Origin of the sequence: Corynebacterium mucifaciens (genome assembly GCF_012396315.1) — a bacterium.
Lineage (GTDB): Bacteria > Actinomycetota > Actinomycetes > Mycobacteriales > Mycobacteriaceae > Corynebacterium > Corynebacterium mucifaciens.
The window spans coordinates 1-22,134 of sequence record NZ_JAAXPF010000016.1 but is presented as its reverse complement, the minus strand read 5'-3'; the positions used below and the strand labels follow the sequence as shown (position 1 = coordinate 22,134).

The following is a 22,134-nucleotide window of genomic DNA, read 5'->3' as shown; positions in this document are numbered from 1 at the left end:
TCCGCTTTCCCCGGCCCCGGCATCCTCGCCCGGCCGGGGTTTTGCGTTGCGAGCTCGTTTTTAATTCGAGGTTAGCCTTACCTAACGGCACAATGGTTTTGCGAAAATCCGCGTGCGATTTTCCTAGCATGGTGGGCATGCGGAAAGGCAGCCTGGAATACCGTCGCGCAACGCTGGCGATGTTGGCGTTCGGGCTTGCCATCTTCAACACCCTCTACGCCACCCAGGCGCTGCTGCCCACGCTCACCGACGAGCTGGGGGTCAGCCCCTCCACCGCCGCACTGACGGTCTCCGCCGCGACCGGCGCCCTCGCCGTGTGCGTGGTGCCGGCCTCTATCCTCTCGGAGAAGTACGGTCGCAGCCGCGTGCTCATCGTGTCCGCCCTCGGCGCCACCGCGCTCGGCGCGGCGCTTCCCCTCGCGCACACCGCAGGCCAACTCATCGTCCTGCGGGCGCTGCAGGGCGCGTTCATCGCCGGCACCCCGGCGGTGGCGATGACCTGGCTTTCCGAGGAGCTGGATCCACGCGACCTGCCCGGCGCGATGGGCCTGTACATTGCGGGAAACTCCATCGGCGGCCTGTCGGGGCGTCTCATCCCTGCCTTCCTGCTTGAAGTCACGTCGTGGCGCTGGGCGATGTTCGGGTCCGCGCTGGTCGCCTTCACCCTGGCGGTAATAGCGGCGTGGGCGTTGCCGGAGCAGCGGAACTTTGTGCCGAAGGCGTCGATACGCCCCAGCGTCGAAGTGCGCGCGATGCTGGGGCACCTGCGCAACCCCCGCCTGGTGGGGTTGTACGCGACCGCATTCATGGCTATGGGCGTGTTCGTGTCCATGTACAACTTCTTCGGCTTCCGCGCGGTGCTGGACTACGGCCTCCCCGCCGCTTTAAGCGGGCTGGTCTACGTGGTCTATTTGTCCGGCACCTGGTCCAGCGCGCGGGCCGGCGCGTTTTCCGAGCGTTACGGCCGCGGCGCGGTGTTGCTGTCGTCGGCGGCGCTGATGCTGCTGGGGGCACTCGCCGTGGCCGCGCCGAGCTTGTGGGTGGCGCTCGCTGGGCTCCTGGTATTCACCGCCAGCTTTTTCGCGCTGCACTCCACGGCGTCCGGGTGGGTCGGCCTGATCGCCGAGCACGACCGCGCCGAGGCATCCAGCATGTACGTGTTCAGTTACTACATGGGATCGTCCATCCTTGGCGCCGCCACCGGGCAAGCGTACGAGGCGATGCCGTGGGCCGGATTCGTCGCGGTGCTCGCGGCCGTGCTGGGAGTACAGGCACTAGTGGCCACGGCGCTGTGGAAGGCCGAGCGCTAGCAGGTATTAGGTGCGGTCTGGCTGCTCCTCGGCGGCGCGCCACATGTGCTCGAGGATAAGGTCCAAGGTCAAGATGCCTAGGTGACGGTCCTCGTGCCCTTCGGAAACGACCACCGCGAGCTGTTCACGTTCCCGCCTCATCGTTTCCAACGCCTCGTTTACGGGCGTTGCGGCGGACATCGTCAGGGCGGGCCGCGACTGCTCCTGCGCCGGCGACTCCGGGGCAACGCCGAGGGTGTCGCGGACATGGACCACCCGGGGCGAATCCCACTCCGGGGCGTCCAGCAGCACCCGGAGCTGACCTGACGCCTGCGCCGCTCGCTGGACGTCCCCGGCCGTTGCGGTGCCTGGCAGTGTGACGGGGCCGTTGCTTTCGCCGCCGACGATCTGGGCCACCTGGGCGTGCTCAAGCTCGATCACCCCGGCAATCTGCGCCGCAGCTGCGTCGTCGAGGGCGCCGGAGTCGCCGGAGTGCTCCACCAGCAGGCGCAGCGCCTGGGCGTCGTAGCCCCGCGCCGCCGCACGCTCCACCGGCTGCTCCCCCGTCGCCGCCACCAAACGGTTCGCGGCGGTGTTAATCCACTCCAGCAACGGGCGGAACAGCGCGATGAATCCCCTGGCAGGAAGCGCGACGAGGCGCAAGGCGGATTCTGGGTGGGTAATGGCCCACGATTTGGGGGCCATCTCCCCGATGACAAGGTGCAGGAATGTCACGATGAACAGGGCGACGATGAACGAGGCCCAGTCTGCGGCCGTGCTTGGCAGCCCCAGCGCGCTGAACAGCGGCATAAGCGCATCGTGCACCCAGGGTTTTGTCACCGCGCCCAGCGCGAGGGTGCACGCGGTGATGCCCAGTTGCGCGCCGGCCAGGGTGACAGTCAGCTCGTTCAAGCTGCGCAGCGCCGCCCGCGACGACGCGGAAGTTCCGGCGGTGCGCTCAAGCCTGTTGCGCCTGACCGCGAGTAGCGAGAACTCGAGGACCACAAAGAACGCGGACAGGGCGATCAGCAAAAGTGTGACGGGAAGTGCGACGTACCATTCGTTCACCGTTCAGCAACCCCCTTCCCGGGCTCGTCCACTTCTTCCGCCACCGTCAATCGCACCGCCGAGGGAACATGGTGTTCGACCTCGTCTACGCGGACCTGCAGCACGCGCAGCGGCGCCTCGTCCTGCAGGTAGTCCTCTGCCGTCCGGGGGAGCTCTACTCGAACCACCTCGCCGGGCGCGAGCAGCTGGCCGGCGTGGGCGAGCACGAAGCCTGCAATGGTTTCGTACTCTCCACCGGGGATCTCACAGCCGATGATTCTCTCTACCTCGTCCACCGGCGTGTCGCCTTGGACCAGCCATGCGTTCTCTCCAGCCGGTGTCACGTGGCTAGCCGGTGGGGCATCATGCTCGTCAGTGACGTCGCCGAGAATCTCTTCGGCCAAGTCTTCGACCGTGACAATGCCGATAAAACCGCCGTATTCGTCGATGACGCAGGCCATCTTCTCGCCGCTTAGCTGCAGGTGCTCGAGGGCATCGGGCAATGCCATCACGTCCGGCATCACCACGGCGGGCCGCATGACGTCGCGCACGGGACGCTCGCCGTCGAGCTCCGCATCAAGCACATCGAGCAAGTGCACCGTGCCCACGGGGGCCTGCGCACCGTCGATGACGGGGTAGCGCGTGTGTCCCGTCGCCATGCGCTCCCGCACCGACGCGATGGTGTCCTCGCCGGGCACGGAATCTACGCGCGGCCGCGGGATCATGGCGTGGCCCAAGCTGCGGCCGGGAAAGTCGAGGAGGCGGTCCACGATGTAGTACGTGCGGTCGTCCAGCGCCCCCAACTCGCGCGAGCTGGCGACGATGTGGTCGAGGTCATCTGCCGTGGCAGAAGAATCGACATCTTCAACCGGCTCAATACGAAACGCCTTGAGCAACGCGTTGGAGGAGACATCGAAAAACGCGATGATCCATCCCGTTGCTTTGAGGTAGATCGAGGTGGAGCGCGCGAGCGCCAGCGATGATTTCACCGGCGCGGCGATGGCGTAGTTTTTGGGGAACAGCTCCGCAAAAATCATCTGCACCACCGTGGACACAGCCAGTGCAAGGACCGTTCCCACACCCACCGACACTGCGCGGGGAATGCCGACGCCTCCCAGCAGCGCCCCTAGAGAGGCGCCGACCAGCGGCTCCACGAGGAACCCGACCAAGAGACCCGTCACCGTGATGCCCAGCTGCGCGCCGGAGAGCATAAAGGACGTGCGGTCGGTGATCTTAAGCGCCCGCGCCGCTCTCGGGTCGCCATCCTCAGCACGAGCCCGCAACTCGGTGCGGTCAACGGACATGTAGGCGAATTCTTGGGCCACGAAGTACCCGTTGGCTGCGATCACGAGCCCGATGGCCACCACACCAAACAGCAGCGTGAACACGGCGGTCATAGCGCTATCACCCCCTTTGCGGCGGTGGTAGTGACGTGGGCGGTCTGTACAGATCGTCCGGGAGACTCCATGCGGAGAGCGTTACCTCGCTGACTTGGTATGTGAGCAACCGGCCACTCCCGGCCGGCGAATGCGACAAGTGTATGGGAAGGGGGGTGCCGCCGTCTAGAGCCAGCATCCCTCCGGTCACACGCTGCCGAAGTCGGGCACGCCTGGCGCGCCCACGGTAAGGAAATCGCGCACCGCCCGGGTAGCCCGGCAGTCGTCCTCGTTGTAGCGCAGCAGCATATCGCGGGCGGCCTGATCGCCGAGGCGGGCCGCGCGCCGCAGGGCCACCGAGCGCTCCCCGTCCACGTCGTCGTCCTCCCACTCGAAGCCGACCACCGGACCAAGCACCTTCAGCCCCAGCCCGTCAGTACCCACGAGCGAGCGGCGCACATGCGCGAACACGTCCACCCACTCGTCGGAGGCGATGAACGCGGCCACCTCAGCCTCGTCGACGGACGCGAACCGCTTCGCGGACGAGCGCAGCCAGTGGTTCTCCCCACCCGCGGCGTAGCAGTAGGCGCGAAACGTCTTACCCTCGGCGTGCGCGGCTGCCCGGCGCGCCATCAGCCAGGACCAGAACGCGGCGAAGTTGCCCTCCTCAAAGCCCCCGCCGACCTCGTCCCAGGTGACAAAAGGACGGTAGCGCGTCCCGTCGAACGTGCCCCACAGGTACGCGCCCTGGTCCAGGTAGGCCTCCATGTCCACGTCCACCTCCACGTCGGCGCGGGGCACGGGCGCGAAACCGGGCCGCCGGAGCACCGGAACGCCGGCGCGCCATGCGCGGGCCAGGGCGGCGGGTTCGGGCGGAGCGTCGTCGATAAGCTGCTGCACCGTATGGATGCCGCGCTCACGCCAGACGTCGCCGCGGCCGCCGGGCAGCAGCAGCGAGATGTCGTCAAGCTCCACTAGGCGGGGTTCGCACAGCGGCCAGAACCTGCAGGCGGCACACTGTTTCAGCCTCTTTGGCTCGGTCGGCAGCGGCGCGAGCAGCGCACGCACGAGCGGCTCGACGTAGCGCTCGGGTTCGCACAGGTAGGCGCGGCTGCGGTCTTGCCCGATCACGGCACCTCGGCCGTCCGAACGCTCGCCGAGCAGCAGATGCGCCAGCGCCACGCGGTACCCGTCCACGGTGTGGTGGCGCGGCTTCGCCCCAACCACCAGCGGCTTCCCCAGACCAAGCCGGCCTGTGGGGACCATCTCCATCTCCTCGCCGGGGTGGGCGCGCGCGACGCGGTGGTTAGAGATCACCACCGGCATGTACCCCGCATCTGTGCGCACGAGAATGTCCACGTCGGCCTCCGCGTCCACGCCCTCCACCGCGCCGGTCAGGGTGGCGTTGGTGATGAGGTGCGCGCGGCGCCGGAATGCCTCGCGCGTCGCGTTAATGCGGTCGCCAGCCGGGTCGATGTCCACGCGCAGAAAGGCCTTGCCTGCGCCGTCGCCCACAGCGCGCTTGACGGGCAGGAGCTCGAAGACGGCGGCACGCGCCGCGTCCATCTGCGGCTGGCGGATCAGTGCCTCCGGCAACTCGGGCACGTCCGGGTGCGCGCGGCGCTGTCGCTGGCGGAAGCGGCAGCCCACGAGGTCTGAAGCGCGCACGGGTTCGTAACTCACAATGCCCAAACGATACCCGGGCGGGGGTGTCTGCCAGGCAGGTAGAGTGTGTGGGCGTTAGAGCGAACGATTAGAGGAGAGATACCGATGGGCGTTTTCGAGGCCATCCGCAAGTCCCGCGCGAAGACAAAGGCAGAGGTCAAGGCGGCGCAGGTGCACGCCCGCCAACTGGCCAAGCAGGAGGCCAAGACCGACGAGCGCGTGGCCAAGCTCCTGGACAAGGCAGAAAAGCGCCTGCTCAAGGAGGAGAAGAAGGGCCTGAAGCGCAAGCAGAAGCACGAGAAGGACCTGGCGAAGGCGCACCTGAAGCGCATCGAAGAATCCGGCATCACCCAGAAGAAGGCGAAGCAGTGGGTCTCCGCCGCCCGCGTGCTGGTGCCGGTGCTGCTGCCGCTGGCGTACAAGGCGCTGGCCTCCTTCCAGCAGGGCCAGGTGAACAACCGCGCGGCCGGTCTCGGCCTGACGTCGCAGGATCTCGCGCGCCACTCCGGGCGCGGCGCCGAGCTGAAGGCGCGCATCGACGCGGTGCGCCAGAACGTCGAGCAGTCCGACAAGCTCGGCGACGGGTTCAAGGGCGACGCGCGCGTGCGCCTGGACGAGCTGGAGCAGGCCGTGCGCAACGCGGAGCACGCGAACCCGGAGCAGCGCCGTCTGGCGCACAACTCCGTCAACGACGACCTCAACCAGCTCTCCGCCGAGGTGCACGAGCGCCTGGCAAAGTAGCCCTAGCGGCTGAGGTACGAGGCCGCTACAGCACTCCCTGCTCGCGCGCCGACGCCACCGCCGACGTGCGCGAGCGCACACCCAGCTTGTCGTAAATGTGCACGAGGTGGGATTTCACGGTTGCCTCGGAGAGCATGAGCTGGCGCCCGATCTCACGGTTGGAGGATCCAGCCGCCACGAGCTGGAGCACCTCCAGCTCGCGCGGGGTGAGCGACGAGCGCGGGGTGCGCTCCCTCGTTTCCAACCGATCGCGCACGGCCGGGGACATGGTGGCGTCCCCCCGCGCAGTCGATCGCACCGCCGCAACCAGCTCTTCCGGCGGGGCGTCCTTGAGCAGGTACCCCACCGCACCGGCCTCGATGGCGCCGAGGATGTCCGCATCCGTGTCGTAGTTGGTCACCACCAGCACTTTCGGCGGGTGGGGCATGCTTTCCCGGATCGCGGCGGTGGCCTGCGCGCCGGTGGTCACGCGCTGCCCCTCCGCGCCTGCTCCGAAACGCAGGTCCATGAGGATGACGTCGATGCCGCCCGCTTGCGCGGTAGCAATCGCGCCCTCCGCGGTGGCAACCTCTGCGACTACCTTGATGTCCTCGGCCTCCTCCAGCACGGAGCGCAGGCCGAGACGGACAATCTCATGGTCGTCAGCCAGCAGTACCCGGATCAACGTCGGCCTCCTCGCCGGTTTGTGCGTCGTTCTTTTGGCTGATACTAACCGGCACAGCCACCGACAACGCCGTCGGCCCGCCGGGCGCGGACTCGATTTCTAGCCGTCCGCCCAGCTCCGCCGCACGCGAGCGCATCGCATCCAGCCCGAGGTGGCCCAACCCGCTAGGCCTTGACCGTTGCGCGCCCACGTCGAAGCCGCGGCCGTTGTCCACCACGTCCAGGCGCACCTCCCCCGGCGCGTAGGTCAGCGTGATTCGTGCCACAGACGCACCCGCGTGGGTGACCACGTTGGATACCGCTCCCTGCGCGATGCGCAGCAGGCCCGCCTCCACCCGCATGGGCAACGGCACGGCGTCGCCGTCCACCTCCACCCCGATGTCCAGCCCGCCAGCGGCGCCGAAATCCCCCGCGACACGGGTGAGCGCATCGCGCAGCGACGCCTCCGTCAGCGGCGCCGGCGCCAGCGCGGCGATCATCGCCCTCGTCTCCGCCAAGTTGTTGGACGCCGCACGCCGCGCGGTCTCCATCTTCCGCAGCGGTTGTTGCGCCGCCGCCTCCGGCACACTGCCCCGGACGTCGTTCTCTGCGGAGTGCAGCAGCATCTGGATAGACGAGAGGTTTTGCGCCACGGTGTCGTGCAGCTCGTGCGCCAACCGCTCGCGTTCCTGCGCCACGCCGGCGGCCCGCTCCGTCTCCGCGAGCCGGTCCCGGGTGGCAAGCAACTCGTCGATAAGCTGCTGCCTCTCGCGGCTCACGCGTGTGATGGTGGCAAACGCGTAGTTAATGGCAACCACAACCACGGCGGACAGCGCCGGTCCCATCACCCCGCCGAGGGTGAGCCCCGCCGGAATTTGCATGCCGATACTCACGCCCAAGCACACCGCCACCCACGCGTACCCCACCCAGTTACTAAACGCGCGCAGCGCCACGAAGAACAGCACAAAAACCCAGTACACGGCCACAGGCGAGACGGTCATATCCGCCACCCACACCGCCGTAGAGCCGAGCATCCACACCGCGCGACCCAGCGGGCCCCAGCGGTACATCTCCACCATGCCGTAAAACAGCAGGAAGGCGAACGCCGCCGTCAGCACGATATGCAACAGCGCCTCGTTAAGCGGCATCCGCGCAAGCACGCCGAACGAAACGAGCATGAGGCACACCGCCAGGACGGTGATGCCGGTGTCGAGCGCCCGGTAGTCCGTCGTCCTGCCGGGATGCTGCTCCAACAGCACTAATCTGGAGCTCATGCGTCTGAGCGTACCCACCGCCCTGCTCCAGCTCGCCCTCGCCGGGTGCTCTCAGGAGCCTTCGCTTCACGACGCCCCTTCGGCCGCCCCGGACCCCGGCCCCACACCCCCAACTCGATCCTCGTGTGGTCGCAAAACCTCACCGAGCGTTTTCTGCAGGCGCGGTTGCCGGACTCCACCCGACCGGTCCAGCTCTTACGCTCACGGTTGCTCAACGCCGGCATTGTTGCTGTTGTTTTGGGGCATATGTTCCAGTCATCGTGGAGTGGGTACTGGATTGCCGCGCGGATGTTGATGGTGGGTGCCGTTCTCGGTGGAGCCCTCATGGCGGGTTTACCCGGTGTATGGCAGATGCGGATGGCGACTGCACACATCTACGTCAACGTTGGAGGCTTCGTTGGCTGTGCTGCCCTTGCTTCGCTTACCGTCCTCATGCCGGCAATGTGGAGGGTCAGAGGGGTGCGAGACAGGACCTCGGTGAGCCTTGTTGCGCTTCTTGCAGGAATTGCAGTGGCGGTATGCGGTGCCAGTGCGGGATGGCCGCCCGCGGAAGGAATCGCCCTGGTGATCGACGCGGCGGGTTGAGTTTGGTCGTTGCAGGGATGGGTGGCCGCGCTTATTGGATCCCGCCTGCGGCCAACTTACCCGGCACTATCCGCGCTCGCTGCGGTGATCTGGCTCGTGGTTTCTATTCTCATCCACGCGGTGTGGCTTCTCCGCGGTGCTGAGTCTCAACCTCCGATTCTCATGCCGCTGCTTGGATTCGTCGGGCAACTCTTGATCGGCACCATGAGCTATCTACTTCCCACGACCATGCGCGGTGGCCCCGGGGCGGTCCGTGCGGGCGTCAGGCGGCTCGATGCTGGCGGGGTCTTCCGCTTCACGCTGTACAACCTCGCGCTCGTCACCTGGCTCCTGGCGCAGAACTCCGCGTTGCGCATGGCCATGAGCCTGCTTGTTCTCGGCGTGCTCCTGGCCTTTTTGCCCCTGCTGGGTAGCGGAGTGAAAAGTCAATTGGCAGTATTAAAGGACAAAGCAGAACCTCCGGCGCGAGGATACGATGCCCACGCAGTGGTACAACTCGGGGTGGCAGTCACAACGGTGGCAGTAGTTACCGTGGTGACGGGCATACCCACCATTGCCTTCTAGAACTACACATTCCTTGCGCGTCCGCCACGCTGCTTTTCGGTGGTAAACCTGTTTAAGTGCGGAAATGATGGTTTGAATTCTGTAGATGACGGTAAAAGAGGTGGGACGGTGTCTAACAGCAATATTCCGCGGCCCACAACAGAGCTGCTCCGTGCCGCAGCACGCTTGAGCGCGAAGCAACGCGAGGTACTGGGGGCGCTCAAAAAGTTTCCGGAAGGCGCACGCGTCGACGAGCTCAGTGACGCCCTCGGCATGCACGTCAACACCATTCGCGGTCACCTCGACGAGTTGATTCAAGACGGTATCGTCTTCTCCATTCCAGCTGCCGCGGGTGGACGTGGGCGCCCCCGGCAGGTCTATTTCGCCCGGTCCCCGCGCCAAGACAGTGTGGCCACCGAGTACATCTCCCTCGTTGAGGTGTTAGCCCAGCTGCTGCCGGATTCTGATGGAAACACCGCCCGGGAGGCAGGGCGCGCTTGGGCTCGGCGCGCCACAGCGGGTTTACCCCCAGAGCGTCGGATGGGAGAACTGGTCTCCAGACTGCGCGAGATGGGGTTCGATCCCAGGCTTCGCGACGGTGGCAACGAAGTTGGCCTACACGCCTGCCCCTTCATCACGGCTGGCGGGCAGCGCCCCGCGCCTGCGATCTGTGTGATGCACGAAGGTTATCTGCAGGAAGTATGCGCATCCGAGGCGGTTAGCCTGTTCCCCTTCGACAGGCCAGGGCAGTGTGGGGTGCGTTTCGGCACAACCCCCGCCGATACTCCGGGGGTTTAACCCACGAGCCAATCATTCGGGCTGAACAGCTCGAAGTAGACGCCCTTGGGGGATTTATCGGCCGGCAGGGCTTCAATGTCGGCGCGCAGAGCCTGCAGAAATGCCACACCGCCGCAGAGATAGACATCGGCACCAGCAAGGTCGTATTCCGCGATGTTCACCCGCTGACCGGCATCCCTGAAAGACACTCCCATTGTCGCATCCGCGATTGTGGCAATGAGCTCGCGCGATTCCTCGCGCTGAGCCCACGATTCTTCGCTCACATCTGCGTGGAGGTATGTCACCTTGCGGCTCGGCTCTTCTGCGGCGAGATGACCGAGGATACCTACCATTGGAGTGGAACCGATACCGGATGAGACGAGCACTACCGGGTTGTCCCCCTCACGGAGGACCAGGTCGCCAGCGGCGAGGGTCGCATCCACGGTGTCTCCGACTTCAATGTTGTCGCGCAAGAAGGTGGAAACCTCACCCTCGGTGAGAACCGCGATGCGGTAACGGTTCGCGTCACCACCGATTATGGAATACTGGCGCAGCTGTCGAGCACCGTCGGGAAGCTTGACACCAACAGAGGTGTACTGACCCGGTCGCGGCACTGAGAAGTCCCCGGTCAGAGTGTAGGCAGTCACATCCTCGCTGAGCCTTTCCTTCTCGGTGACCGTTGCGGTGCGAAACACTTCACTGGGGGTGACGTTATCGGAGGCGTAGAGCTTGGCCTCGTGTTTGATCAGAACGTCCGCCATGAGCCAGTAGACCTTGTCCCAAGCTTCCGCGACCTCAGGCGTGACGGCATCACCCAGGACATCGACGATGGCGGCCATGAGGTTGTCATGGACGATCTGATACTGGTCGGGGGTGATGCCGAGCGAAACATGCTTATGGGCAATACGGTCGAGCATCATCACCGGGTCGGGTGCGCTCGGGTCAACCAGCTGCGTGGCGAAGGTGGCCACCGATGCCGCCAGTGCTTTCTGCTGGGCACCCTGTTTTTGATTACCTCGGTTGAACAGGTCGGAGAGCAACTCCGGGTGCGCGGCGAACATCTTGGAGTAAAAGACGCGGGTGATGGTTTCGATATTTTCCCCGACCAGAGGCAGCGTTGCCCTGATGGTTTCGCTGTGTTCCGGACTTAAGTGGGCTGATTTGGTGTCGGGCAGATCGGTGACGAACACGTGGTGATCCTTTCACGGGACGGGATGTTTATAACCGAGTTTACCCGTGTTTAATAGGAGAGGTGAGGTTACCTCACCCTAGCCACATGGGGCCGGATTGGATGGATCCTCAGGCGAAGGAGGCTAGTCGGCGACTAGAGCCTTGGCCATCTTGTGGGGTTTCCCTTGCCTGTTCCAGAGGCTCCCCCAGCGCTCGCACGGTATCCCGGTGGCCACCCTGGAACTCAAGACGGACAACACCCAGACGGTGCGTGATGCCATCAAGCAGTACAAGGTGGATCGCAAACCGACCAAGAACAGACCCCTGCTCAAGCCTGGTCGGGCACTGGTGCACTTCGCGGTGTCCGACCAGGAGGTCTACATGACCACAGCCCTGGATGAACTGAAAACGTTCTTCTTGCCGTTCAATCAGGGTAACGACGGCCACGCCGGCAATCCGGTCAACCCGGACGTCTCCGACACCGCCTACCTGTGGCGGGAGGTGTTCGAGCCGGAGTTGTTTCTGCGTATCCTGCGGGACTACGCCCTGCGGGAGCCAGCGTCGAAGGGCAACTTGGGCCGGTTGGTGTTTCCCCGTTATCACCAGCTGCGGGCGACTGAGATATCGCCGCACGTGCCCGGGCCACTGGCGCGCCACTGATCAATCTCCGACATCCGCGCCGAAAACTTTTTGATGAGCGCCCGGTTGTCCAACCCCTTGATCTCCGCGCATCCGTTGGATACCTCCGCCCACCGCACACCCAGACGCGTGCTCAACTCCTCGCGCAGCACCGCCTGATAGATCGTGCCCGCCGCACGCGCCTCATGAAACAACCCCACCCCATCGACCGTGCGCCACTTCCCGTCCGCACACAACTGCTTGTTCGCCAACAACACATGGGAGTGCACATGCGGATCCCCCGCCCGCGACGTGCGGTGCTCGTAGCGCACACCCGACAACCCCTCCAGACGATCCACCACCATCACCGAGCGATCCACCCCGTCGGCTCGGCGCGTGTAGCCGGCATGCTCCGCGAGATAACCAAGCGCGCTTTCCACCGCCCGCGCATGCGCCACATCCACCGCGCGACGCACCGCCGCATCCTGACTCAACCCCCAGATGATCGAGACGGACTTCGGCGCACAAAACGTCAGATCAAACCCCGGCACCCCACGCACACCCGGCGCACGACCCAACTTCACCCCACTGGGCGCAACCGCCTTGTTGAACCAGCCGCGCACACCCGCGCCCTCCACACGAGCGCCAACCTCAACACCCAAAGCCGCCACCACACGCGCCGCCTTATCACCACTGCGCGCTACCACCCACGCCCGCGCAGGAGCCGAACCATCCTCCGAGTAATACCCATCCGGCCCCGCAGAAACCACCCGCTCGGCATCAACAGTCGACTCGTAGTACGCCACCGACTCACCATGCAACTTCGCAATCGTCAGCACCGCAGCCACCACCTCCCAACCGAGTCCACCACCACCAGCGCGCCAGCGCAGCATGTTTACTGCAAATGTATCGATGATTCTGCCGGAGCGTCGAGAAACGACGCTGTGGGGGCTGGTTTTGGCGGACGGTGATCGCGGGGCGGGGTTGTGTAGCGCTGAACCAGGGGCCGACAGCGGCGTCGGCAACGAAGCATCAAGGGGCAAGGAAGGCGAAGCCTTTCGCACCAGACCCCTTACAGCGCGACGCCGCAGATGTGCTGCGCTCCGCGGCTGGCCGGAACGCCGGGTGATCCCCGGGCGGCCCGGCTGTTTCCTTTGCGGGCCGGCCGTCACCGCTGACGGATGAGCCCGTGCTTGCTCGGGTGGAAGAGAGCCGGGTCGTCATCCACGCCGTCGTAGACCTTCGCCGGCCGCCACGTGCGCACGGCAGCGTCGACGTCGCGGGCTGCGGCCGCAAGGAAATCCGCCGCGGCCAGGAGGACCGGCGGCTCGCAGGTAGGGCAGGAATTGACCTCGTAGACCACGAGTTCGCCCGTGGCCGTGTCCTCTCCGATGTCCACTCCCCCGATCAGCGTTCCCACGGCGCGGGATGCACGGGAGGCGAGGGCACTGATGTCCTCGGTGAGGGGGCACATCGCGATCTGGCCGCCCGCCTTCACGTTGGTCACCCACTGCCCCGCGGGCGCGTAACGGTACATCGCGAACACCGCGTGGTGGTTGACGGTGTAGACCCTGATGTCGCGGCCCGGGTTCTGAACCCACGGCATGGCGTAGTAGTTCTCCCCGCTCTGCTCCACCCCGGCCAGGACTGGCTGGAGGTCGGCGGCGGTGTCCGCGCGCTGGAGACCACGGCCGCCGAAACCGAAGAAGGGCTTCGTCACGGCCGGGCCGCCGAGCTCAGCCATCCACGAGCGGAGCGCGACCGGGTCCCGGCCTGTGATGACCGGGTAGCCCAGGGCGCCCTCCGCAGCCAGGTGGGCACTGGTAACGTACTTGTTCTGCGCCCTGAAGAGGGTCAGCGCGGAGTTGATCACGGGGACTCCCGCGGCGGCGAACGCCTCCAGATGGGCCATCCCCGGGAACAACAGATCCTCCAGGACCCACCCGACCACCAGATCGGGTGTGAATTCCAGGCCCGCCGCAGAGAATGACTGCACCCCGTCCCGGATATTGACCACCAGCTCGTGAGGGTGGACGCGGATCACGGAGGTGCCCCGGTCGCGCAGGGCCGGGAAGAGCACGTTGTGGTCTTCTTCATCGGTGTCGTCGCTGAGAATCACGATCAACGGTTGGTCTGGGCGGGGCGGTTCGTCGAATCGGCTCAGCATCGCACTGGGTTACCCTTCCGAGCACTCCCGTGCTCATATGCCTACTTTCTTATGTTTCTAGGCATGGTAGGCGGGTGGTCCACCCCGCGCCGGGCATCCGGGAAATTCACGGCACGCGTGCCTGCGGGGGCTGCGCTGGCCGAGTAATCTCGGATTGCAAGAACGATGCAGCCCGTGGAGGACATAATGAGCACGAATTCAGACCGCAATCCCGCCGAGGACACAAACGACGCGCGCGAGCATGACGCGACTCTGTCGCCGCAGGACGACGGCGCGGCCGGGACGATGAACGGCGACGAGCTCGTCGACGAGCGCATCGACGAATCGTTCCCGGCAAGCGACCCGCCCGCCTCCTACTAGGGGCGCACCCGGCCCCGTCTACCCGTCGCGCCGCTTGAGCAGGAACCGGATCGGGTCGCCGAGATGCCACGCCTTCAGGGAGGCAGCCTTCCGCGGACGCTCGCGCTCCTCCTCAATCTGGTTGATGCCCTGGATGGTAGCCGACGGTCGCTGAGGGGGTCTCTCGAAGAAGAGGTTTTTACTAGTCTCGAGATTTCGACGCTCTTCCCCAGTGACACGTTCCTGGGCGTCTCTATGGCACTACGCCCCATCCGATTTCAAAACCAGTTGCACGACATGGGCATTGAGTCCCTCTACGACGGTTCTTCTCTCACGCTGCCTGAACACAACATGAGTTTCTATATTTTCGAAAACGAGCTGGCATCAATCTGTTGGACGCTGCCCCAATCCCCAGTCCGGGCCTAACCAAAAAGGAAAGGCGAAACCAGTGAATTTCACTACCACGCTCGGCTTACCGTTTCACTTGGGAAAGACCGTCGAGGAAAACTCTGCCCTACTTGACGACTTCTTCGTTAACGAAAAAAATTTCGGCACCGACTTAGAGGGATTCCTCACCCTCACAGGCACCGACGGAGAAGAAGATACGTGGAAAATCGTGTCTACCGTCGAGGACGGTAAGTGCGTGACCGCGCGCGTGGACTTCGACAAGGATAACGTCACTTTCCTCGACGTGCCCATCGGACCCGACAACAGCCTAGACGTCGCGGAGACGGCCGTAGCCCTGCAATCCAGGGGTCAAAGGGTTATCGCTCAGACATATGACTTAGTCCTGCCCGAGCACTTCATCACCATCGAGCCGCGCAGTAGCATCTGCTACTGGGATAGAACCTACTGGACCCCGGAGGAGTTCCTCAAGGAGACCGTCCAGCCTCGGCGGTACGGGATGCAGTGATGCCGAAGCACTCGAACAACTCCGACCAGTAACTTTGCGCATACTTGCGCTCTAGCGCGCCCTGATCAGCACTGCCCCAAGCATCGAGACGGTCGCGCCACCGCAGTTTGAAGCGGTCGAGGTTCTGGCGCATAGTCGCGCGATCCAAACGAAGAGTAGCAGGGGAGGTCACTCCCCCCCACTCTAAACAACCCGCACTTCAGACTGGCGTTCGAAAACCCGGGGCATTCCCCAATCTCCCCTATAGATCCCCAGGGGCTTTCGCCACCCAGAAGTACCTCGAAGCAGAGGTTCTCCTTTACTGCCTTGGGGGCAGGGGAACCGTATATTGCTTACGGTGTGACTCCCCAGCCCGGCATGAGGCCGTCCTCCCGGAGGGAGCGGACGTGACGCTTCACCGTGGCCTCTGAGAGGCCCGTCTCGCGCATAATCTCTCGACGAGTGGGGATCTTCCCGGTGTCGGCGTAGGCCTCGCCGATGAACAGTTGCACACGCGCGCGTGGCCTGCCCCTGCATTTTCTTGTGCCGGTGTGTCTTCTTCATCGTGGCGCGTTGTTGTTGGGCGTAGTCGCCTTCCGGGTCTGTTTCCCACCGCTTGGCGGCTTTCTTACCGCCTCTGCGGCCCATGGTGGCCAGGGCCTTACGTTGGCTTGTGGTGGCGTACTTTGCAGTCGGTGTGCCGTAGGAGTCGGTCTTGCCCTGAGTGACGTAGCTGCGCACACGGCGGGCGATGGTCTGACGATCGCGCATCGGCGGCATCTCCGCTGCCCTACCGTCAGCACCTTCGCGCTGGGCGATGTTGTAGGCACGCTCGTAGGCGTCGATGATCGCTGCATCGGTCATCCGCTCCCCCGCTGCGCGCAGGCGGTGGGCGGTCTTCAACGCGTGGCGAAACGCCGTTTCGTCGCGGGCAGCGCGTCCCGGGTTAATCCAGCGCACCAAGACCCCGTCGATGAGATCCGGGTTGTAGCGATCTGTTTCTTCACCCATCTCGACTTCGATCTCATCGGCGATCGCGCGGAAGGCCTGGGCCCGCTCGCGGCGTGCCTTGACCGTCTCGATGAGCTCGCGCCCACTGGAGAACTCCTGGCGGGGCGAGACGTGCTGGGGCTCGTCGGCCACCTCGCGCACCTCCCTGATGAAGTCGGACAACCGGTCAATACGGTGATGCTGCCGGTACCAGATATAGCGATCCGGGCTGTCGCCCGTGTAGAAGGGGCTGCGGCTGAACCTGTGGGCGAAGTTCGGGTCGTGGTCCAGCAACCCGCCCAGGGTCCGGCTGGTCGCCGCCAGAAGCACCATATTGGGGGACTTACCCGACTCGTCGGCGTAGACGGGGTCGATCAGCCACAGGCACTGCGCTTTGGGCGCGGAGTGGGTGGCCCAGACCAACGGGCAGCGCGTCACCGGGGTAGGCACGGACACCCACTTCGAGCCGCCCGCGCGCCAGTTCTGGTCCACTGCGGAGGAGCCGCAGCTGACCGTGATCGTGCGTTAAGTGGGCTCCGCGGAGGATGCTCGCGCGGTGGTGGATTGGGCAGCTCCGGTGGACGCGACCCTGCCCGGCGGTTGGGACGGCGGACGCCACGGCGGCGGGGACGTGCCGTGCCGGATCGGCGCTGCGTACGCCGTTTCCAAGGGGCCGGTAGCCGTGGCCGTCTTTACCAACCAAAACGAGTCCGTGAAAGCCGAGGCGGTGGCGAGAGAGGTCATCACTACCCTAGCCCTATGACCATTTCCGTAGCCGCCATCGTGTTCACCGACGACAGCGGGCGCGTGCTCTGCGTGCGCAAACATAGCAGCCCGCGTTTTCAGTTGCCGGGCGGCAAGCCGGAGGCCGGCGAGACGGTGGTGCAGACCGCGCTGCGCGAAACCCGGGAAGAGGTAGGCATCGAGGTCGACCCGGAAAACCTGAGTTACCTGGGCCAGTTCAGCGCGCCCGCGTCCAACGAACCGGGCCAGACCGTCACCTCCACGGTTTTCCTGCACCCGGGCGTAGGGCTAACGCCTCGGCCGGCGGCCGAGATCGCCGAAGCGCGCTGGATCGACCCCACGGACCCCGCCGGTTCTGTACTGGCACCCTTGCTGCGGGAGCAGATCTTCCCTGCGCTCAAAGCCCGCGAGATTTCCGCGATCGCGGTGTACGCCGGCGCACGGGCAGGCACCAACCCAACGTATACGGCGCTGGCCCGTTCGTTCGGGGAAGCGCTGGCCCAAGCCGACGTGACGTTGGTGTACGGCGGGGCCAGGGTAGGCCTCATGGGTGAGGTGGCCGAGGGAGCGCAGAAGAGCATTGGCGTCATCACCGAGCAGCTTGCCGGCTACGAGCTGCAGTACGACGGGCTGGCACGCCTCGACGTAGTGGCGACGATGTCCGAGCGCAAGGCGCGCATGAGCGAGCTCGCCGATGCGATTGTGGCCCTGCCCGGTGGCGCCGGAACCTTGGACGAGCTGTTCGAGGAATGGACCAACCAGCAGCTGGGCCTGCACCGGAAACCCATTGGACTGCTGGGCAGCGCCTTCTGGGCGCCGCTGGTGGCGATGGTGGATCACATGGTCGCCGAGGGCTTCATGCGACCCACAGACCGCGCGCACATGGTCATTGCCGACGACCCGCAGGAGCTGCTAGCCAAGCTGCGTGCCTGGGCCCCGCCGGTGCCGCGCTGGCTGTAGCCGTTACGCCCCGCTGCTACACCGCCACGTCGTTGTACGGCATCAAGGACGACACCCACGGGAAAACAACCTCCATGAGCAGGAAAAACAGGCCGGTGAGGAGAATCAGGGTGGGCAGCCACTTCACCGGGGCGGGGCCGGGAAGCTTGCGCCAGAGTGCCGCGTACATCGTTACCGCACCTCTTTCATGGCCGCCGGAAGGCCGGCGCCCGGGTTCTTCGGCTGCACGTCGGTGCGCACCGCGTGGATGATCATGCGCTCCGCGTTGGAGAACTGCGGGTGGCACGTTGTCAGCGTGATCAGACCTTCCATGCCCGGCTCCACCGCTGTGGAGCGCGCCCCCGGCATGGGGTTGATCACCCGGATGTTGCCGGGCACCGTAATCTCGCGCCCCCCCTAACCCGGGCGTAATCGCCGGCCGCAACGCGCTCGTTGAGCGGCGCTGGCAGACAGTTCGCCCCTTCGTCGCGGCGTGCCGCCGGATCCTGTGACATCGGCAGGACGCGGTAGGTCACCCACTCCGGCTTCGTCTCCACCACCACGGCGTCGCACGCCTCCAGTGCCCCCAGGTCGTTGAAGGGCGCCCCTTTGCCCACGCGGTGGCCGGCCGCCGCGAAGTTGCCGTCCTGCCCCGGAAGTTGTGTGTCCGGATAATGCCCCGGGCCAGCGCGCAACTCGTGCTCGTGCACGCCCTCGACGATGGCGAACTGGTAGTCCTGCCCGAACGCGGGGATGTACATTTTGGCAAACGCGTCCCCGAGCTCTGTGGGGAGCAGCAGCACACCAACCGTGAGGAACACGCCCCGATCACCTGCGATACGCCGATTCGGCGCTGCGCTGCGGTCGTTGGCGCCGCTGGCGCGGGCAAACCCGAGTGGGGCGAAGTCATGCGGGTCGTCAGGTTGTCCTAGATGGAGTAATCCGGCGGCGGGGCGCCCAGCGTGGATTCCGCCAATGCCCGGGCAGTACGCAGCGGCTCGAGGCTGTGCAGGATCCGCGCGCCGGAGAGGCCGCCGTCTAAGAAGATGAGCAGCTCGTCTGCGAGGGCGGAGGATTCGTAACCGTTCTTTTCCGTCAAGAGGGTCGTGATGGTCTGGTGCATCCAAGCGCGGTGCGCCACGCACGCCGCGACAATGCGCTCCTCCGACTCCACCTCCGGTCGCGGGTACTCACCGGCGGCGTTCAGGAAGGGTGAGCCGCGGAAATCCTTCTCCGGCTCTTCGTCGATAGCCATGTCGAAGAACGCGAGGATCTTTGCGTCGGCGTCCGGCGCCTTCGCCGCTCGCTCGCCCCAACGCGCACGGTACTGCTCGTCCAATTGCTCCAGGTAGGCGATAACCAGGTTGTCCTTCGAGCCGAGCAGGGAATACAGCGAGGCCTTCGCCACGTCCGCTTCGCGCAAGATCCGGTCGATGCCGATGACGCGGATGCCTTCCTCTGTGAACAGTTTCGTCGCCGCGTCCAGCAGCCTTTGCCGGGGGCTCGGCCGGTCGCGGCGTCGCGTCGACGGCTTCTTTTTGCTGGTGGTTGGCAAGGATGGCTCCTTCGTGCGTTGGTCGGTTCTCAATATAGACAAACCGGTTCGTATATTACAACGCGCAAGAAAAAATCCCCCGGGGTCACCGGGGGACGCAGGCGTTACGCCTAGCGACGCTTGCTGGTCACCATGTTGATGATCCACAGCAGAATCACTGCGCCCAGGAGGCAGGTGAGGAAGCTGAAGAACAGCCCGCCGCCTGCGACATCGACGCCGAACGCGGAGAGCAGCCAGCCGCCGAGGAGACCACCGATAATACCGACCAGAATATTCAGGCCGATGCCCATCTGCGCGTCACGATTCTGGACCTTGGAACCGATCCAACCTGCAAGGCCGCCGATAATAATCCAGCCAATGAAACCCAGGGTAGGTGTCATAATTACTAACCTCTTCTCATTTGTGTGTTCAGTACGCTGCCATTGTTCCATTACCACCCGCCGGGCGTGCAACGCCCCGCGTGCGATTGCGTAACAGTTTGACTACGCATCTTGGCTACGCACTACCATCATGGGGCACGGAGCGACTTGGAGCAACGCGCGCGACGTGGAGCCCAGCAGCATCCCCTTGAAACCGCCACGCCCGTGCGAGCCGGTGACCAGCAGCTGCGCACCTTCGGCTGCGCCCGCCAAGGCACGCACCGGGCCCTCACGGGTAAAAGATTTCGTAACCTCGACGTCCGGGTACTTCTCCATCAGCTCGTCCAGGTACCGGCCCAGTAGCTGGTTCTTTTCGGACCGCACTGCCTGCCAATGATCGTCGGCCACGGCGTATCCAGCCCCCGGGCCTTGGATCTGCGTATCCACCCACGCGTGCACAGCGTGCAGCTGCGCCCCGCGGGCTGCGGCCTCTACGAAGGCCACCTCGGTGGCCTGGCGGGACACATCGGAGCCGTCCACGCCGACAACGACAGGGCCGTACTTGTTCGCATCGGTCACCGCGTTGTCCTCACGCACGACCACCACCGGGCAGTACGCGTGGGACACTACAGCCGCAGACACGGAGCCGAGGACAAGCCCGGACAACCCGTTCAGCCCACGAGAGCCCATCACAACCATCGTGGCCTCCCGCGACATTTCCAGCAGCATGTCAATAGGTGACCCCTCCGCCACCGCGTGACCGATGCGCAGATCGGGTGCCGCCTCGAGCGCGATTTCCCGAGCGCGATCGACCGTCTTCAGCGTCTCCCGCTGGAGATCGTCGAAGACCTCCTGGGGCGGGATCATGCCTTCTGCGTACAGAAACTGTGGCATGGAGTAGCTCGCGGCGAGCCGCAGAGGGATATTGCGTTTCATCGCCGTGTTCGCTGCCCAGCGCACAGCGTTGTCGGAAGCGGGGCTGCCGTCGACGGCAACGATGACGATATCGTCGTGGGTCATGTTCAAACCTTTCCTCGGATCGGTCTTATAACCCACAGTCTAGTGCCGCGGTGTAATTAGCGCGGCAGCTCGATAGGAGTCGCTGCCGGCGCGTTCGCAGGGTACAGCACCCGGTAAATCACAGTGAGAACATCCAGGAATGCCTTACCAGCGCCCTGGGAGAAGAATGCCACCAACGGTTCAACCAATGCTCCAAGATCCATGCGCGTTAATCTACTACACACCATGGCAAGGAAGAAGACGAAGAGCGCTGGACCGCTTCCGCCTCGCAACGGCCTCGGCGCCAGCCGCGCGCGAGTTCCAGCTGGCGACGGCATCCGCGCCGCAGACCTTGTTTGGCACCTCGTGTCCACACAGCGGTACCGCCACCCGGCAGATGACGAGGCCGCAGTACTGGAGAGGTTCGCCGACGGCCTCGTAGTCACCCGCGACGGGGCCCAGCTGAGCCCAGATACCTGGCTCGAGCCAGGCACCGATGTCTTCTTCTATCGACGCCCCGCCCCCGAACGCCCGGTACCCTTCGAGATCACCACGGTCTTCGAGGACGAGGACCTCCTCGTGGTGGACAAACCGCCGTTCCTGGCGACCATGCCCCGATCAAGCCACATCACCGAAACCGCGACCGTACGGTTGCGACGCGCCACTGCCAACGAAGATCTCACCCCTGCGCATCGCCTCGACCGCGCGACATCTGGCTTGCTCCTCTTCACCAAACGGCGGGAAATACGAGGCGCGTACCAGGAGCTCTTTGCTCGACGAGAGGTGCGGAAGGAATACGAGGCCATCGCCCCGCTTCACGACGTCCCTCCGGCCACAACCTGGCTCCACCACCTGACCAAACAACACGGTGAGCCCGCCGCAGTGGTGCACCCCGACGTTCAGCCCAACGCAAAGACCATCGTGGCGGGCGTGGGCCGTTTGGACGCGTCTACAGAGACCGCTCTTCAGATCCGCTACAACACAACGGCACCATTAGGCCGCTACCGACTGCACCCAGTAACCGGACGCACGCACCAATTGCGCGTGCAGATGATGGAGGAGGCGTCACCGATCCTGGGAGACCGTATCTACCCGGAGCTGCTGCCGGCCGACACCGAGGACTTCAGGCAGCCGATGCTGCTGCGTTGCGTGGCGTTGGCGTTTACCGACCCGCTCAATGAGGCGCCCCGCCACTTCCGGCTGAACACCGCGTGGCCCCCGGTGTAAAAGTTGACGTGCACGGGCAATCCCGCCCGCATCACCCCAGGTCAGCATCGTGCGGTGTCAAAATGTACAACACCGCACACAAACGAAAGGGCACCCGCCACCACACCAACCCCACGGGGCATCTGGTGTGGTGGCAGGTGCCACAACATATCAAGTTTTACGCGTCGGCGGTAACCTACTCTCCCACTCCCTCCCG

General features: G+C 65.0%; 22 protein-coding genes and 3 pseudogenes. 10 read left to right on the top strand and 15 right to left on the bottom strand.

What is annotated here, in order from left to right; genetic code table 11:
* Positions 1-137 precede the first annotated feature (137 nt).
* The gene (locus HF989_RS10240; RefSeq protein ID WP_246233980.1) at positions 138-1,310 is read left to right on the top strand and encodes an MFS transporter; all 1,173 of its coding nucleotides are present in this window, start codon (positions 138-140) and stop codon (positions 1,308-1,310) included.
* Between the two features lie 6 nt (positions 1,311-1,316).
* Here HF989_RS10240 and HF989_RS10235 read toward each other — a convergent pair whose 3' ends face one another.
* The 3 genes from HF989_RS10235 to HF989_RS10225 all read right to left on the bottom strand — a co-directional run bounded on the left by HF989_RS10235 (position 1,317) and on the right by HF989_RS10225 (position 5,395).
* On the bottom strand, positions 1,317-2,357 hold the full coding sequence (locus tag HF989_RS10235) for a CNNM domain-containing protein (RefSeq protein ID WP_168686231.1): 1,041 nt from the start codon (positions 2,355-2,357) through the stop codon (positions 1,317-1,319).
* The gene (locus HF989_RS10230) at positions 2,354-3,733 is read right to left on the bottom strand and encodes a hemolysin family protein (protein ID WP_168686229.1); all 1,380 of its coding nucleotides are present in this window, start codon (positions 3,731-3,733) and stop codon (positions 2,354-2,356) included. Before HF989_RS10230 ends, HF989_RS10235 begins: the two co-directional genes overlap by 4 nt.
* Positions 3,734-3,919: 186 nt before the next feature.
* Entirely contained in the window at positions 3,920-5,395 is a 1,476-nt protein-coding gene (locus HF989_RS10225; protein WP_343033605.1) for a TM0106 family RecB-like putative nuclease, read from the bottom strand.
* Positions 5,396-5,482: 87 nt separating this feature from the next.
* Between HF989_RS10225 and HF989_RS10220 the strand changes: the two genes are divergently transcribed.
* Positions 5,483-6,118, top strand: a complete 636-nt coding sequence (locus tag HF989_RS10220; protein WP_168686227.1) for a DUF6474 family protein — start codon at positions 5,483-5,485, stop codon at positions 6,116-6,118.
* Between the two features lie 25 nt (positions 6,119-6,143).
* On the opposite strand, the gene HF989_RS10215 is transcribed toward HF989_RS10220, so the two are convergent.
* Together HF989_RS10215 and HF989_RS10210 are read right to left on the bottom strand one after the other, a co-directional pair.
* Positions 6,144-6,782 carry a LuxR C-terminal-related transcriptional regulator gene (locus HF989_RS10215; RefSeq protein WP_168686225.1) on the bottom strand — a complete coding sequence of 213 codons (639 nt, stop codon included), beginning with the start codon at positions 6,780-6,782 and terminating at the stop codon, positions 6,144-6,146.
* Positions 6,760-8,034, bottom strand: coding sequence for a sensor histidine kinase (locus HF989_RS10210; protein ID WP_168686223.1), 1,275 nt, complete (start codon positions 8,032-8,034; stop codon positions 6,760-6,762). Before HF989_RS10210 ends, HF989_RS10215 begins: the two co-directional genes overlap by 23 nt.
* A 594-nt stretch (positions 8,035-8,628) precedes the next feature.
* Between HF989_RS10210 and HF989_RS10205 the strand changes: the two genes are divergently transcribed.
* Entirely contained in the window at positions 8,629-9,183 is a 555-nt protein-coding gene (locus HF989_RS10205; RefSeq protein ID WP_168686221.1) for a hypothetical protein, read from the top strand.
* Between the two features lie 39 nt (positions 9,184-9,222).
* Positions 9,223-9,960, top strand: a complete 738-nt coding sequence (locus tag HF989_RS10200) for a helix-turn-helix domain-containing protein (RefSeq protein ID WP_168686219.1) — start codon at positions 9,223-9,225, stop codon at positions 9,958-9,960.
* On the opposite strand, the gene HF989_RS10195 is transcribed toward HF989_RS10200, so the two are convergent.
* Positions 9,957-11,129 carry a globin domain-containing protein gene (locus tag HF989_RS10195; RefSeq protein ID WP_168686217.1) on the bottom strand — a complete coding sequence of 391 codons (1,173 nt, stop codon included), beginning with the start codon at positions 11,127-11,129 and terminating at the stop codon, positions 9,957-9,959. The genes HF989_RS10200 and HF989_RS10195 overlap by 4 nt on opposite strands.
* Before the next feature lie 196 nt (positions 11,130-11,325).
* Between HF989_RS10195 and HF989_RS10190 the strand changes: the two are divergent.
* A pseudogene (locus tag HF989_RS10190) lies at positions 11,326-11,730 on the top strand (type I restriction endonuclease); the annotation flags it as partial.
* On the opposite strand, the gene mobF reads toward HF989_RS10190, so the two are convergent.
* Both mobF and HF989_RS10180 read right to left on the bottom strand, forming a co-directional pair.
* Entirely contained in the window at positions 11,709-12,620 is a 912-nt protein-coding gene (mobF, locus tag HF989_RS10185) for a MobF family relaxase (protein ID WP_210729166.1), read from the bottom strand. The pseudogene HF989_RS10190 and the gene mobF overlap by 22 nt on opposite strands.
* Before the next feature lie 275 nt (positions 12,621-12,895).
* On the bottom strand, positions 12,896-13,894 hold the full coding sequence (locus HF989_RS10180) for an ATP-grasp domain-containing protein (protein ID WP_168686215.1): 999 nt from the start codon (positions 13,892-13,894) through the stop codon (positions 12,896-12,898).
* Positions 13,895-14,080: 186 nt separating this feature from the next.
* On the opposite strand from HF989_RS10180, the gene HF989_RS10175 reads away from it, so the two are divergent.
* Positions 14,081-14,254, top strand: coding sequence for a hypothetical protein (locus HF989_RS10175; protein ID WP_168686198.1), 174 nt, complete (start codon positions 14,081-14,083; stop codon positions 14,252-14,254).
* 427 nt (positions 14,255-14,681) lie between these two features.
* Positions 14,682-15,146 carry a hypothetical protein gene (locus HF989_RS10170; RefSeq protein ID WP_168686213.1) on the top strand — a complete coding sequence of 155 codons (465 nt, stop codon included), beginning with the start codon at positions 14,682-14,684 and terminating at the stop codon, positions 15,144-15,146.
* Between the two features lie 183 nt (positions 15,147-15,329).
* On the opposite strand, the gene HF989_RS10955 is transcribed toward HF989_RS10170, so the two are convergent.
* Positions 15,330-16,538 carry a replication initiation protein gene (locus tag HF989_RS10955; protein WP_425483006.1) on the bottom strand — a complete coding sequence of 403 codons (1,209 nt, stop codon included), beginning with the start codon at positions 16,536-16,538 and terminating at the stop codon, positions 15,330-15,332.
* On the opposite strand from HF989_RS10955, the pseudogene HF989_RS10160 reads away from it, so the two are divergent.
* Together HF989_RS10160 and HF989_RS10155 are read left to right on the top strand one after the other, a co-directional pair.
* Positions 16,525-16,878: pseudogene (locus tag HF989_RS10160) on the top strand (DUF2020 domain-containing protein). The gene HF989_RS10955 and the pseudogene HF989_RS10160 overlap by 14 nt on opposite strands.
* Entirely contained in the window at positions 16,875-17,819 is a 945-nt protein-coding gene (locus tag HF989_RS10155) for a TIGR00730 family Rossman fold protein (protein WP_168686211.1), read from the top strand. The pseudogene HF989_RS10160 and the gene HF989_RS10155 overlap by 4 nt, the downstream one beginning before the upstream one ends.
* 16 nt (positions 17,820-17,835) lie before the next feature.
* On the opposite strand, the gene HF989_RS10150 is transcribed toward HF989_RS10155, so the two are convergent.
* The 6 genes and pseudogenes from HF989_RS10150 to HF989_RS10125 form a co-directional block, all read right to left on the bottom strand.
* The gene (locus HF989_RS10150) at positions 17,836-17,988 is read right to left on the bottom strand and encodes a hypothetical protein (protein ID WP_168686210.1); all 153 of its coding nucleotides are present in this window, start codon (positions 17,986-17,988) and stop codon (positions 17,836-17,838) included.
* A gap of 2 nt (positions 17,989-17,990) precedes the next feature.
* A pseudogene (locus HF989_RS10145) lies at positions 17,991-18,583 on the bottom strand (class E sortase); the annotation flags it as partial.
* Between the two features lie 143 nt (positions 18,584-18,726).
* Complete coding sequence (locus HF989_RS10140) at positions 18,727-19,353, bottom strand: TetR/AcrR family transcriptional regulator (protein WP_168686208.1); 627 nt, start codon at positions 19,351-19,353, stop codon at positions 18,727-18,729.
* Between the two features lie 110 nt (positions 19,354-19,463).
* The gene (locus tag HF989_RS10135) at positions 19,464-19,733 is read right to left on the bottom strand and encodes a GlsB/YeaQ/YmgE family stress response membrane protein (protein WP_168686206.1); all 270 of its coding nucleotides are present in this window, start codon (positions 19,731-19,733) and stop codon (positions 19,464-19,466) included.
* A gap of 102 nt (positions 19,734-19,835) precedes the next feature.
* Complete coding sequence (locus tag HF989_RS10130) at positions 19,836-20,732, bottom strand: universal stress protein (protein ID WP_168686204.1); 897 nt, start codon at positions 20,730-20,732, stop codon at positions 19,836-19,838.
* 56 nt (positions 20,733-20,788) lie between these two features.
* Positions 20,789-20,935 carry a hypothetical protein gene (locus HF989_RS10125; protein ID WP_168686202.1) on the bottom strand — a complete coding sequence of 49 codons (147 nt, stop codon included), beginning with the start codon at positions 20,933-20,935 and terminating at the stop codon, positions 20,789-20,791.
* Between the two features lie 22 nt (positions 20,936-20,957).
* Here HF989_RS10125 and HF989_RS10120 point away from each other — a divergent pair, with 22 nt between their 5' ends.
* Entirely contained in the window at positions 20,958-21,938 is a 981-nt protein-coding gene (locus HF989_RS10120; RefSeq protein WP_168686200.1) for a pseudouridine synthase, read from the top strand.
* Positions 21,939-22,134: the final 196 nt, after the last annotated feature.

What these genes read in the sequence shown, in the direction of transcription:
- HF989_RS10240 (WP_246233980.1), top strand. Translation starts at nt 138, where the DNA reads ATGCGGAAAGGCAGCCTGGAATACCGTCGCGCAACGCTGGCGATGTTG.
- HF989_RS10230 (WP_168686229.1), bottom strand. Translation starts at nt 3,733, where the DNA reads ATGACCGCCGTGTTCACGCTGCTGTTTGGTGTGGTGGCCATCGGGCTC.
- HF989_RS10220 (WP_168686227.1), top strand. Translation starts at nt 5,483, where the DNA reads ATGGGCGTTTTCGAGGCCATCCGCAAGTCCCGCGCGAAGACAAAGGCA.
- HF989_RS10210 (WP_168686223.1), bottom strand. Translation starts at nt 8,034, where the DNA reads ATGAGCTCCAGATTAGTGCTGTTGGAGCAGCATCCCGGCAGGACGACG.
- mobF (WP_210729166.1), bottom strand. Translation starts at nt 12,620, where the DNA reads ATGCTGCGCTGGCGCGCTGGTGGTGGTGGACTCGGTTGGGAGGTGGTG.
- HF989_RS10180 (WP_168686215.1), bottom strand. Translation starts at nt 13,894, where the DNA reads ATGCTGAGCCGATTCGACGAACCGCCCCGCCCAGACCAACCGTTGATC.
- HF989_RS10175 (WP_168686198.1), top strand. Translation starts at nt 14,081, where the DNA reads ATGAGCACGAATTCAGACCGCAATCCCGCCGAGGACACAAACGACGCG.
- HF989_RS10155 (WP_168686211.1), top strand. Translation starts at nt 16,875, where the DNA reads ATGACCATTTCCGTAGCCGCCATCGTGTTCACCGACGACAGCGGGCGC.
- HF989_RS10150 (WP_168686210.1), bottom strand. Translation starts at nt 17,988, where the DNA reads ATGTACGCGGCACTCTGGCGCAAGCTTCCCGGCCCCGCCCCGGTGAAG.
- HF989_RS10135 (WP_168686206.1), bottom strand. Translation starts at nt 19,733, where the DNA reads ATGACACCTACCCTGGGTTTCATTGGCTGGATTATTATCGGCGGCCTT.
- HF989_RS10130 (WP_168686204.1), bottom strand. Translation starts at nt 20,732, where the DNA reads ATGACCCACGACGATATCGTCATCGTTGCCGTCGACGGCAGCCCCGCT.
- HF989_RS10125 (WP_168686202.1), bottom strand. Translation starts at nt 20,935, where the DNA reads ATGGATCTTGGAGCATTGGTTGAACCGTTGGTGGCATTCTTCTCCCAG.
- HF989_RS10120 (WP_168686200.1), top strand. Translation starts at nt 20,958, where the DNA reads ATGGCAAGGAAGAAGACGAAGAGCGCTGGACCGCTTCCGCCTCGCAAC.